This window comes from Candidatus Polarisedimenticolia bacterium (genome assembly GCA_035764505.1).
Lineage (GTDB): Bacteria > Acidobacteriota > Polarisedimenticolia > Gp22-AA2 > AA152 > AA152.
In genome coordinates this window covers 1-12389 of record DASTZC010000287.1, presented here as the reverse complement: position 1 = coordinate 12389, position 12389 = coordinate 1, and the positions used below count along the sequence as shown (strand labels likewise).

The window sequence follows — 12389 nt, the reverse complement described above, 5'->3', positions numbered from 1 at the left end:
ATGCATCGATTCCGATCCGATCGCTCTGGACAGAACCTGGTGGAGTTCGCGCTCGTCGTGGTGCTGCTGCTGCTCATGGTGGTCGGCATCTGCGAGTTCGGCCGGGCCTGGAACCTCTATCAGGTTCTCGCCAACGCCGCCCGCGAGGGTGCGCGCCTGGCCGCGCTGCCCACCGGCTTCACCAATGACGCCGCGGTGGTCGCGCGCGTCAACAGCTACCTGAGCACCGCCAACGTGAAGAACAACGCCTCCGTCGTCATCGGCGGCGCCGGCGTGGACGGCGGCACCGGGACCCAGGTGTCCATCACCGTGACCGTCCCCTATTCCTTCATGTACGTGGGACCTGTGATTCGCATGATCAACACCGGCGCGACCGCCGGCGCCGACATCAACATCACCGCGCAGAGCGTGATGCGCAACGAGTAACGGAACGGACCGCTGCCGGAACCCGCAAGGGACCGAGCGTTTAAGGAGGAAGAACGTGAGAAGGATTCTCGTGATCGGCATCTTGATCCTGGCCATCGGCTCGGGCGGCGCCGCCAGCATCCTCACCTACAGGATGCTCAAGGAGCGGCAGGCCTCAGCCACGCCCACCAACCAGGCGGCCCCCACTTTCCCGCTGGTGGTGGCCACCACCAAGCTCCCCTACGGCACGGTGCTGCAGCCGGAGCACGTGAAGAGCGTGGAATGGGCCTCCTCGGTGAGGCCCGAAGGCTCCTTCTCCGATCCCCAGGCGGTCATGGGCCGCGCCATCATGGATGGCGTCGTCCCGGGCGAGCCGATCCTCGAGGCCCGGCTCGCGCCGAAAGACGCCGGCGGCGGACTGGCCAGCGTGATTCCCAAGGGAAAGCGAGCGGTCAGCGTGCGGGTCAACGAGATCATCGGCGTGGCCGGCTTCGTCCTGCCTCGCACGCGGGTCGACGTCGTCGTCAGCGTCAACCCCGGCGGTGAGAAGGCGAAAAGCGCCAGCAAGATGATCCTGCAGAACGTCGAAGTGCTGGCCGCCGGCCAGAAGATCGAGCAGGACGAGGAAGGCAAACCGGAGACCGTCAACGTCATCACCCTGCTGGTGACTCCGGAAGAGTCCGAGAAGCTGACGCTGGCCAGCCACGAGGGCGATCTGCAGCTGGCGCTGCGCAACAGCCTCGACATGGATCCCGTGACCACCAACGGCGCCCTGCTCGGACCGATGGTCGGAGGCACCCCCAAGGCGGCCCCGGCCGCCGCGCCCCGCGCCCACCCCGCCCCCAAACCCGCGGACACCGTGGAAGTAATCCGCGGAAATAAGCGTACAACGGAGAATTTCTAACCATGAACAGCCGACGATCCCCCCAGCACGTGACCCGGAAGCTGACCCTGTTCGCCCTGAGCCTCATCCTGGCGGCGACCAGTCTCTCGGCCCGCTCCCAGGAAACCCCTTCTCCCGTCGTGGAGCTGCGCTCGGTCGAGACCCAGCCGGCGCCCACGGGAGGCACGCGCGTGACCTTCCATGGTACCCAGCCGCTGGGCTACTCCCTCTCCTCGATCCAGGCCGGGAGCTGGACGATGACCATGGACGGCGTGGATTGTCGGCAGTCCGAGACGACGATGACCCCCGGAACCAAGGAGGTCGGCCGCATCGTGGTGCGCTCGGCCAACGGCAGCAAGGGCCGCACCGCGACCCGCATCGATTTCGAAGGTGCCGCTTCGGTGGAGCGCCGCGTCCGCCTCGACGGCAACGACCTGATGGTGGATTTGATGGTGAGCGCGGAGACGGCCCCGGAAGTCACCGTCCCCGTCAGCACTCCGGCTCCCCCGGTGGTCGCCCAGAGCACTCCGGCTCCCCCGGTGGTCGCCCAGAGCGCCCCGGCTACCCCGCTGGTCGCCAAGAGCGCCACGGTCATGCCCACGCACGCCAGTCTGAGCCTCAATGCCGGCACCGTGAAGACTGACGAAGGCGAGAGCACGCGCGAGCTGGTCGTCTCCAGCGGCAAGTCGCTGACCGTCGACCTGGAATCGTCCGTCACGCGCGTCTCCGTCGCCAATCCGGCGATTGCCGACGCGGTGGTCGTCTCTCCCCAGCAGATCCTGATCAACGGCCTGACGCACGGGACCACCAGCCTGGTGCTCTGGTTCCGCGGCGGCGCCTCGCGCACCTACAACCTGACGGTCCAGATGGACACCGAGGCGCTCTCCCGCCGTCTCCAGGAGTTCTTTCCCGACGAGCACATCGCCGTGGGCGCCTCCAAGGACACCATCGTCCTGTACGGCACCGTGAGCAATCCGGCGACCGGCGACAAGGCCGTCAAGCTGGCCACCGACTATACCGGCAAGGTCGTGAACAACATGTCCTACCCGGCCGAGGGCCGGCGGCAGGTCATGCTCAAGATCATGTTCGCCGAGGTCAGCAAGCAGGCGCTGACCGATCTGTCCGCCTCGCTGGTGCGCTTCGATCCGCTCAACCCGCGCGGCGACCACGAGGGAATGACCAATCTCGGCGGCCCCGCGGCCAGCGGCAACTTCGCCAATACCCCGGTCGGTCCCAACTTCAATTTCAACGACGCCATCAACGTCTACGGCTTCAGCTTCCGCGACAAGTGGGAGATCTTCATCACCGCCCTCAAGCAGCGCGGCCTGGCCCAGGTCCTGGCCGAGCCGACCCTGATCACCGCCGACGGCCAGAAGGCCAGCTTCCTGGCGGGCGGCGAGATCCCGGTCCCGGTCGCGCAGGCGGGCGCCGGCTTCACCTCGGTCACCGTGGAATGGAAGAAGTTCGGCATCAGCCTCGATTTCACTCCGACCGTGCGCGACAAGGACACCATTGTCATGCGGGTCACTCCCGAGGTCTCCTCGCTCGACTTCGCCAACGCCGTGGTCCTCTCCGGCTTCGCCATCCCGGCCCTGAAGACGCGGCGCGCCGATACCGAGATCGAGCTCAAGGAAGGACAGAGCTTCGCCATCGCCGGGCTGTACTCCTCCGACCTGGCTCAGGTCAAGAAGAAGATTCCGCTCATCGGCGACATCCCGGGCCTCGGCTACCTGTTCCGCAGCAAGAACCTGGAGAAGAACCGCAGCGAGCTGCTGGTCGTGGCGACCCCGACCTTCGTGAGGCCCAATCCGCCCGGCCAGGCCCCTCAGCCTCCGCAGTGGGACGAGAGCTTCGAGCTGGACAAGCCCAAGAAGACCAGCAAGCTCGAGACCCCGAAGCCGGTCGACGAATCCGCCGCCCAGACGCCCGTGGCGTCCAAGTAACGGCCAGGCATAGGAGCGAGGTGCAACATGTCGCAGCTTTGGAAGGATGAGAAAGGCGCCACAATGGTCTTCGTGGCCCTGGTCATGCTGGTCCTGATTGGCGCCGCGGCGCTGGCGATCGATGCCGGCGTTCTGTACACGGCGCGCACCCAGTGCCAGAACGCCGCCGACTCAGGGGCTCTGGCCTGCGGCGGACACATGCTGATGTTCAACACCCTGAACGCCGGCGTCGCGGCCAAGGCGACCGCCAAGGGCGTGGAGTACGCCAATTACAATCAGGTGCTGTCGACCCCCGTCGCCATCAACAACGGCGATGTCACGGTCGATTTGAACCTCAAGCGCTGCCGGGTCTGCGTGCCGCGCACCGCGGCCCGAGGCAATCCGGTGCCGACCTTCTTCGCCCGCATCTGGCGCAACTCGGTCGACGTCTCGGCCTGCGCCACCGCCGAAGTGGTCCTGGGTAATTCGATCAGCTGCATGAAACCCTGGGCTCTTCCCGACGCCTTCGCCGACACCAATGGCAACGGCAAGTACGACGCGGGCGAGTACTACGAGAAAGGCGTGACCTCCTACGCCACCGATTACCGCAACAACGGCTTCGACATCGGCGTACAGCTGATCGTCAAGCAGGCCAATCCCGGCTCCGCCATCGCGCCGGGCCAGTTCTTTCCGATCGATCTGCCGATTCCGGGCTCTCCCGACGTCGGCGGCGATCGCTACCGCGAGAACATCTCCGGCTGCAATCCCAGCACCATTTCCATCGGCGACACCCTGTGGACCCAGAACGGCAACCTGGTCGGACCGACCAAGCAGGGGGTCGAGGACCTGATCGCCCAGGACTCCGGCGCCAAGTGGGACGCCGCCAACAAGGTGATTACCGGCAGCAAGTACGGAGAGACCGGCAGCCCACGGATCATCCGCATCCCGTTCTTCGATCCGCGGTTTCCGTTCACCTCAGGCAAGCAGAGCTTCGTCGTCACCAACATCGCCAGCCTTTTCCTCGAGGACATCAGCGGCAACGGAACTGTTACAGCCCGCATTCTCCCCACTTCCGGCATCGGGCAAGGAGCATCCCCGGGCGGACTCCAAACCGTGAGGCTTGTCGAATAATGAAGACTTCGAAGACCCCCCCGACCGACCTGTTCGTCGTCACCGAGCGTCCCGCCTTCCTGGAGCAGGTGAAAAAGGCGGTTTCCGAGCATGATTCGATTCATGTGAAGGCGATGGAAAGCGGACCGCGCTCGGCGCGCCTGAACGGCTGCCTGACGGTCCTGGAGTCGAGCGAGACCTCCCTGATCCTGGTGGACACGGAGGCCGATGGCGCCTCGATGGCCCTCGTGCAGGAGATCTTCGACCGCCATCCCTCACCGCGCGTCTTCGTGGCCGGCGGCATGAGCGATCCGGGGCTGATGCTCCGGGCCCAGCAGGCCGGCGCCGCCGAGTTCATCCCCCTGCCCCTGGACGGCAAGGTCCTCTCGGAGGCGGTGGCCAGGTTCTGGAAGCGCTCCGCCCCCGCCGTGCATACCCACAAGGGGACGCGCGGCCGCGTCATGACCTTCCTCTCGGCGAAGGGCGGCTGCGGCGCCACCACCCTGGCGACCAACCTGGCGGTGACGCTGGCGAGCGCCGGACGCTCCACCCTCCTGGTGGATCTGGACCTCGCCGCCGGCGACGCCGCGCTCCTGTTGAACCTGAGCCCCAGCTTCAGCGTCAGCGACGCGGTCGCCAACACCCACCGCATGGACCGCGAGCTTCTCAACGGCATGGTCCTGCGGCACGTCTCGGGCCTCGAGGTCCTGGCGGCGAGCGAGTCGCTCGAGAAGGCCGTCAACACCGACCCGGCGCGCGTCGCCCAGCTCCTCCAGTTCGTGCGCGAGCAGTACGAGTTCGTGGTGGTGAACACCGGCGAGCTGACCGAGCCCTCCACCCAGGCGGGATTAGGGCAGTCCGACATGGTCCACGTGATCACCACGCTCGACCTGCTGGCGCTGCGCCGCGCCCAGTGGTGCCTGCGCCGGCTCGAGCAGAACGGCGTGGCGCGCGACCTGGTGCGCCTGGTGGTGAACCGCTACGACCGCAACCCTTACATCACGCTCGACGAGGCGGAGAAGGTGCTCGAGCTCAAGGTCTCCTGGACCGTGCCCCAGGACACCCGCTCGATCCCCGAAGCCCTCAACGACGGGATCCCGTTCGTCAGTCGCAACCGCAACGGCCTGGCCACCTGCTTCGAGGGATACGCCACGGCCCTGTCGCCCGGCGGCGAGGCCGCGGCCCCCGCCCGGCGCAAGGTGCTGGGGATCTTTCCGAAGGGCATGGCCCGCATTTCCCATCATGGAGCCTCGGCCTGAGCGGCCGTAGAAGGAGGAGCGCATGAAAGTCGACCTGTCCGCCGTGCCCACCACCTCGGAGTTCCAGCAGCTCAAGGCCAGGCTCCATCGCGAGGTCCTGGACCGGCTGAACCTGGAATCGCTGCAGCAGATGGATCGCGACTCCGCGACCCAGGGAATCCGGAGCCTGATCACCGACCTGATGAACCAGGAGTCGACGCCCCTCTCGACCTCGGAGAGGCGCGTCATCATGGACGAGATCCTGGACGAGATCTTCGGGCTGGGACCCCTCGAGCCGCTGCTTTCCGACACCTCGATCAACGACATCCTGGTGAACACCCACGACCAGATCTACGTGGAGCGCCACGGACGGCTGGAGCCGACGCCCGTCTCCTTCAAGGACGACAACCACCTGATGCAGATCATCGACCGCATCGTGTCGCGCGTCGGCCGCCGCATCGACGAGTCCTCGCCGATGGTCGATGCCCGCCTGGCGGACGGCTCGCGCATCAACGCCATCATCCCGCCGCTGTCGATCGACGGGCCGCACCTGTCGATCCGCAAGTTTCGCAAAGACGCGCTCTCGGGCGAAGACCTGATCCGCTATGGAACGATGACCCAGCCGATCCTCGACCTGCTCGCCGGCTGCGTGAAGGCGCGCATGAACGTGCTGATCTCCGGCGGCACCGGCTCCGGCAAGACCACCACGCTGAACGTCCTGTCGTCGTTCATTCCCAACAACGAGCGCATCGTGACGATCGAGGACTCGGCCGAGCTCCAGCTCCGGCAGGAGCACGTCGTCCGGCTGGAGACCCGGCCGCCCAACATCGAAGGCGAGGGCCAGGTGACCCAGCGGCAGCTGGTCATCAACAGCCTGCGTATGCGCCCCGACCGAATCGTGGTGGGCGAGGTGCGCGGCGGTGAGGCAATCGACATGCTGCAGGCCATGAACACCGGCCACGACGGCTCGCTGACCACCATCCACGCCAACACGCCGCGCGACGCCCTGTCCCGGCTCGAGACCATGGTGGCGATGGCCGGCTTCCAGCTTCCGCCGCGGGCCGTCAAGGAGCAGGTGGCCTCCGCCATCAACGTGGTCATCCAGATCGCCCGGCACTCCGACGGCACGCGCCGTCTGACCAGCCTCTCCGAGATCATCGGCATGGAGGAGGACGTCATCACCATGCAGGAGATCTTCGTGTTCGAGAAGTCGGGAATCGACGAAGAGGGCAAGGTGGTGGGCCGCTACCGCCCCACCGGCATCCGCCCGCGCTTCGCCGACCGCCTGCGGGTCGCCGGAATCCACCTGCCGCTGGAGATGTTCGACGAAAACGCCACGCTCGAGACCGCCCCCGCGGCCGCCGCCAGCGCCGCACGGGGCTGGAGGTAACCCATGTTGCTGCCCATCTTCCTGGTCTTCTGCGCCACCTCGCTGATGGTGATCGGCGTGAGCATGCTGCTGGTCCGCCAGCAGAGCCGCTCGGTGGACAAGCTCATGACGGCCCGCGTCTCCGCCGTGCTGGCGGCCGCCGGAGCCGGCGAGGAGGAGCTCAGCATCCTCAAGGACTCGACGCTCTCCGGCATCGGCCCCTTGCAGCAGCTGCTGCTGCGCTTCCGCGCCGGCGGCAAGATGAAGCGTCTGCTGGAGCAGGCCGACCTCAAGATGAAGACCGGTACGTTCGCCCTGTGGATCGCCGTGTGCGCCGTGGCCGGCTTCCTCGGCGCCCTGGGGTTCCGGCTGGGGGTGCTTCTGGCGATCCCGATCGGCGTGGCGCTGGCGTTCCTGCCGATCCTGATCGTGGTCCGAATCCGCAACAAGCGCTTCCGCCGCTTCGAGGCGCAGTTCCCTGACGCCATCGACCTGCTGGCCCGGGCCATCCGCGCCGGCCACGCCTTCAACACCGGCATCAAGATGATCGCCGACGAGATGCCTGACCCGGTCGGCAAAGAGTTCCAGCGGGTCTTCGAGGAGCAGAACTACGGGTTGCCGATGAAGAGCGCCCTGATGAACCTGCTGGATCGCGTCGCCCTGCTCGACCTCAAGCTGTTCGTGGTGGCGGTGCTGATCCAGCGCCAGTCGGGCGGCAACCTGGCAGAGCTGCTGGGAAAGATCTCGACCACCATCCGCGAGCGCTTCCGCATCTGGCGGCAGCTCAAGGTGCACACGGCGCAGGCGAAGCTGACCGGCATCATCCTGATGTGCCTGCCGCCGGTGATGGGACTCATCACGCTCTGCCTGAACTACGAGTACATGAAGATCATCTTCAACGATACTTGGGGTATCCGCTTGCTGATTGCCGCCGGGGTGATGCAGCTGGTCGGGCTGCTGTGGATCCGCAAGATCGTCAACATCGAGGTATAGCCGATGAATATCGAGATGACCGTCCTCTTCGGATTGATCGCCACGTTCACGATCTCGCTGTCGGCCGCCGCCTACCTGGCCCTCAAGCCCCGCCGCGCCGCGGTGGATCGCCTGGGACGGCTCCCGGAATCCTCGATCGCGGCCGCGACGGAGGGCCTCGGCCCGGCACTGGCCACCACGCCGGTGGACTCGCGCCAGGCCGGCTTCCTGCGGAAGCGCATGCTGCGCACGCCGATCTCGATGGCCAGTGCCTCCAAGACCCAGAAGCTGCTGCACTACGCGGGGCACCGCACCGGCACCGCGCTGTCCACCTACAACACCATCCGCCTGGTCTGCATGGTGTGCATGCCCACGGCGTTCTTCCTGGGCACCCTCAAGATCCACATGATGCCGGCGACACGCTTCCTCATCACCGCCCTGCTGGCGCTGCTCGGCATGATGCTGCCCAAGATGGTCCTGAAGAGCCAGGCGCGCGGCCGCCAGCACCGCCTCAAGCTGAGCCTGCCGGATGCGCTGGACCTGCTGGTCATCTGCGTGGAAGCCGGCATGGGGCTGAACCAGGCGATCGTGAAGGTCTCCGAGGAGCTGGAGCGGACGCACCAGGAGATCAGCGAGGAGCTGAAGCTGGTCAATCTGGAGATCCGGGCCGGCAGGACGCGCGTCGAGGCCCTCAAGAACCTGGGCGAGCGCACGGGCGTCGACGACATCATCGCCCTGGCCGCCATGCTGATCCAGACCGACAAGTTCGGGACCAGCGTCGCCAAGTCGCTGCGCGTCCACTCCGACTGCCTGCGCACCGAGCGCATCCAGCGCGCCGAGGAGGCCGCCGCCAAGACGACGATCAAGCTGATCTTCCCGCTCCTGTTCTGCATCTTCCCCGCGCTGCTGGTGGTGATCCTCGGCCCGGCCTTCCTGAACCTCGCCCGGATCTTCAGCGACACGATCCAGGCGACGGCCAAATGAGGGGGCTGCGATGCGCGCCGTGAATCCCCGCAGCGAAGCCGAGCTGGCCACTCAGGTGGTCAAGGCCGACACCTTCTGGACCCGCCTGCGCGGCCTGACCGGGCGCACGGGGCTGGAGAGCGGCGAGGCGCTATGGATCGTCCCGTGCCGGAGCATCCACACGCACGGCATGGCCTTTCCGATCGACGTGGTTTTCCTGGACCGCGACCGCAACGTCGTGGGGCTGGAGGAGAACCTCTCCCCCGGACGCTTCGCCCCGATCCGCTGGAAGGCGAGGACCGTCCTGGAGCTCCCGGCAGGCACCGTCCGGCGCAGCCGGACCCGCATCGGCGACCGGATCGAAATCGAACCCAAGGAGGCATGAGATGAGCACGCGGACCGCGATGGAAGTCATCAACGCTACGACGCACGACTCGGAAACTCCCCGCGCGCCCAGGACCCCCGAGGAAACCGGGCTCTCGGCCGCCTTTCTCTTCGACCTGACGCTCAAGACCCTGTACTACCAGAACGAGATGCGCGGCACCGAGCTCGCCGACGCGCTGCGCCTGCCCTTCAACGTCCTGGAAGGGACGCTCGAGGCGCTCAAGCGCGAGCGACTCATCGAGATGAAGGGGAACGACGGCCCCAGCCGCGCGGCCTATCGATACTGCATCCTCTCCGCCGGGCGGGACCGGGCCCGCGAGGCGATGGCCGTGAGCCGCTATGTCGGCCCGGCGCCGGTGTCCCTGGCCGAATACTCCCGGCGCGTGACGCTGCAGAACCTCGGGCTGGAGCGCATTCCCGCCGACCGGCTGCGCGAGGCTTTCTCCCACATCGTGATGCAGCCCGGGCTGCTGGAGCGCGTCGGTCCGGCGGTGGCGGCGCGCAAGACCCTGTTCCTGTACGGCGCCCCCGGCAACGGCAAGACGATGCTGGCCGAGGCGATCGGGCGGGCCCTGGGGGGAGCCATCCACATCCCGCACGCCGTCGAGATGGACCAGCAGGTGATCAAGGTCTACGACCCCGTATTCCATGGGGACGAGGAGACGGCCGGATCGGAAGACACGCCGCTGTCGGGCGACCTGCGCGATCGCCGCTGGGTGCGCGCCCGCCGGCCCGTGGTCTTCAGCGGCGGCGAGCTGACGCTGGAGATGCTGGATCTCATCTTCAACGAGCGGGAGGGCTTCTACCAGGCGCCGCTGCAGATGAAGTCGAACGGCGGCGTCTTCATCCTCGACGACTTCGGACGCCAGCTCGTCCAGCCGCGCGACCTGCTGAACCGCTGGATCGTGCCGCTGGACCGCGCCGTGGACTACCTGACGCTGCACACCGGTCGCAAGTTCCCGGTCCCCTTCCGCAGCCTCGTGATCTTCGCCACCAACCTGCGTCCGCACGACCTGGTGGACGAGGCGTTCCTGCGGCGCATCCGCTACAAGATCGCCATTACCGATCCGTCGCGCGCCGAATACCGCGAGATCTTCCTGCGCGAGTGCGAGCGGCACCACGTGGCCGGCGGGGAATGGGCGGTGGATTACCTGTTCGAGGAGTACTACGGCAAGCAGGGGATCCCGGTCCGCTGCTGCCATCCGCGCGACCTCCTGGACAAGGTGGTGGATGCCGCGCGCTTCGCCGGGGGCGAGCCGTCGCTCGACGCCACGACCCTGGATCGGGTCTGCGGCTCCTACTTCCTGTCGGAGGAAGCCGAGCTGTCGATGTAGGGGGCTTCAGACCAGTCTCGGTGGGCCGGGGGGCACCACCGGAAGCGTCAGAACGCTATGCAGGCCGGGGGGGACGGCCACAATCCGCCGAGCCATGCTTGCCAGGATGGAAGCAGTGGCGGAATCCCCCGGAATTCCTCCGGGAATGACCAGCTCGAGGGTCGGGTCCCCCTCCAGCATGATGTGATCTTCTTCCCTGCCGACCGCCGCGGCAATCGTCACTTGAAGGAGGAGGCGGTCCTCCCCGTCCACCTTGAGAACCGCGCGCGTCCGCGTGCCGAGCACCGTTCCGGGCTCGAAAGTGCGGCTTCCCATGGTGATCTCGTGCTGCGCGATCACCGGCTCGCTCGACTCCTCGATGCCCCGCGTGCTCCAGCCCAAGGCCGATCCCAATAGCGCCGCCGATTCGGCCAGCCCCACGTGCCCCATGCCTCCCACCGCCTGCTCCTTGGTCCGGTAGGCTTCGAGCGTCAGCCCCATCCCCACTTTCAGCTGCAGCGGCTCGCGGCGGTCGGTCACCTCGACGGAGCGCAGCGCCTCGACCCGGTCGATGCGCCGGCAGGCGGTGGCCAGCAGCGCCGGCAGCAGATCGAGCGCGAAGCCCGGGTTGATCCCGGCGCCGACCAGGCCGACGCCGTTGCGCCTCGCCAGATCGTCCAGACGCTGTCCGAGCTCGGGATGCCGCAGGAAGGGGTAAGAGAGCTCCTCGCACGAGGAGACGCAGTGGTACCCCATCGACAGGATCTCCTCCAGCTGCGGCATCACCTCCTTGAGGCGGGAGCCGGTGGCGTGCAGGACGACACGCGGCTGCGGAGGCGTCGGCAGATCCCCGAGGTTCGGCACGACGCGCGGCAGGTTGTGCGCCTGCGGCCCCACCAGCTCGTCGAGCGGCCGGCCAGCGTTTCCCGGCGCCCGGTCCACGGCGCCGGTCAGCTCCAGATCGGCGCGCGACAGCACTTCCTTGGCCAGCGCGACGCCGATGGGCCCCATGCCGAACTGCACGACCTTGATGGGCGAGCTCAAGATTTTTTCCTCGACGATGACCCGCACAGGATAGGCGGGGCCCTTCTGGCTGTCAATCATCGTCGCGGCGCTCCGGGAAAGAGGCTCGATCGCCGCGCGGCGGCCGCGGAGGCGAGGAGTCGAGAGGTGATACGATGCGCCGGCCGGAGGCATGAAACGACAGGAGGGAGCTTGGGTCTTCCGGGAGTCCGCATCGGGCATGCGAGCGATCGTCGCGCGGCCACCGGCATCACGGTGGTGCTGTGCGAGAAGGGGGCGGTGTGCGGGCTGGACGTGCGCGGCGGCGGCTCCTCGCTGCGCAATCCCACGGTGGCGCTGCCCGGCCACCGGGTGCAAAGGGTGCATGCCATCTTCTTCGCCGGCGGCAGCGGCTTCGGCCTGGACGCAGGGGCCGGCGTGATGACCTACCTGGAAGGACGGCGGGTCGGCTTTCCGGTTCGCGGGGTGCGCATCCCGATCGTCACCGGGGCCATCCTGTTCGATCTGGGCGTGGGAAGCTCGCGGCGGCGGCCCGACGCGGCGATGGCGCGGCGCGCCTGCCGCGCCGCCCGTGCGTCGCGCGTGGCGGAAGGAAGCGTCGGGGCCGGGACGGGCGCGACGGTGGGAAAGTATTACGGTATGCCACGTGCCATGAAGGGGGGCGTCGGCATCGCGACGCTGCGCCGCGGCAGCCTGGCGGTCGGCGCGCTGGCGGTGGTCAACGCCTTCGGCGACGTGCGCCATCCGGTCAGCGGAGAGCTCCTGGCGGGGGCGCGCCGCACCCCCCGGGGAAGCGGCCTGGCCGGC

Annotated in this window: 12 protein-coding genes; 11 read left to right on the top strand and 1 reads right to left on the bottom strand. The window is 67.6% G+C overall.

What is annotated here, in order from left to right:
• From VFW45_18755 to VFW45_18710, 10 genes are read left to right on the top strand one after another with little or no spacing between them, the layout of a single operon-like run.
• A complete protein-coding gene (locus VFW45_18755; GenBank protein HEU5182836.1) occupies positions 1 to 426 on the top strand; it encodes a TadE family protein in 426 nt (141 codons plus the stop codon).
• Positions 427 to 481: 55 nt separating this feature from the next.
• Positions 482 to 1309 (top strand): Flp pilus assembly protein CpaB, encoded by an 828-nt coding sequence (gene cpaB, locus VFW45_18750; GenBank protein ID HEU5182835.1) that lies wholly within the window; start codon positions 482 to 484, stop codon positions 1307 to 1309.
• 2 nt (positions 1310 to 1311) lie between these two features.
• A complete protein-coding gene (locus VFW45_18745) occupies positions 1312 to 3231 on the top strand; it encodes a pilus assembly protein N-terminal domain-containing protein (protein ID HEU5182834.1) in 1920 nt (639 codons plus the stop codon).
• 27 nt (positions 3232 to 3258) lie between these two features.
• Complete coding sequence (locus VFW45_18740; protein HEU5182833.1) at positions 3259 to 4341, top strand: pilus assembly protein TadG-related protein; 1083 nt, start codon at positions 3259 to 3261, stop codon at positions 4339 to 4341.
• A complete protein-coding gene (locus VFW45_18735; protein HEU5182832.1) occupies positions 4341 to 5579 on the top strand; it encodes an AAA family ATPase in 1239 nt (412 codons plus the stop codon). The genes VFW45_18740 and VFW45_18735 overlap by 1 nt, the downstream gene beginning before the upstream one ends.
• A 22-nt stretch (positions 5580 to 5601) precedes the next feature.
• The gene (locus VFW45_18730) at positions 5602 to 6948 is read left to right on the top strand and encodes a CpaF family protein (GenBank protein HEU5182831.1); all 1347 of its coding nucleotides are present in this window, start codon (positions 5602 to 5604) and stop codon (positions 6946 to 6948) included.
• A gap of 3 nt (positions 6949 to 6951) precedes the next feature.
• Positions 6952 to 7920, top strand: a complete 969-nt coding sequence (locus tag VFW45_18725) for a type II secretion system F family protein (GenBank protein ID HEU5182830.1) — start codon at positions 6952 to 6954, stop codon at positions 7918 to 7920.
• Positions 7921 to 7923: 3 nt separating this feature from the next.
• The gene (locus tag VFW45_18720) at positions 7924 to 8883 is read left to right on the top strand and encodes a type II secretion system F family protein (protein HEU5182829.1); all 960 of its coding nucleotides are present in this window, start codon (positions 7924 to 7926) and stop codon (positions 8881 to 8883) included.
• Between the two features lie 10 nt (positions 8884 to 8893).
• Positions 8894 to 9247, top strand: a complete 354-nt coding sequence (locus VFW45_18715) for a DUF192 domain-containing protein (GenBank protein HEU5182828.1) — start codon at positions 8894 to 8896, stop codon at positions 9245 to 9247.
• Position 9248: 1 nt separating this feature from the next.
• Positions 9249 to 10580 (top strand): ATP-binding protein, encoded by a 1332-nt coding sequence (locus VFW45_18710; protein HEU5182827.1) that lies wholly within the window; start codon positions 9249 to 9251, stop codon positions 10578 to 10580.
• 6 nt (positions 10581 to 10586) lie between these two features.
• Here the strand turns inward: VFW45_18710 and VFW45_18705 are convergent, their stop codons facing one another.
• Entirely contained in the window at positions 10587 to 11663 is a 1077-nt protein-coding gene (locus VFW45_18705) for a dihydrodipicolinate reductase (protein HEU5182826.1), read from the bottom strand.
• Positions 11664 to 11774: 111 nt separating this feature from the next.
• Here VFW45_18705 and VFW45_18700 point away from each other — a divergent pair.
• A partial coding sequence (locus tag VFW45_18700; GenBank protein ID HEU5182825.1) for a P1 family peptidase occupies positions 11775 to 12389 on the top strand: 615 nt, incomplete at its 3' end.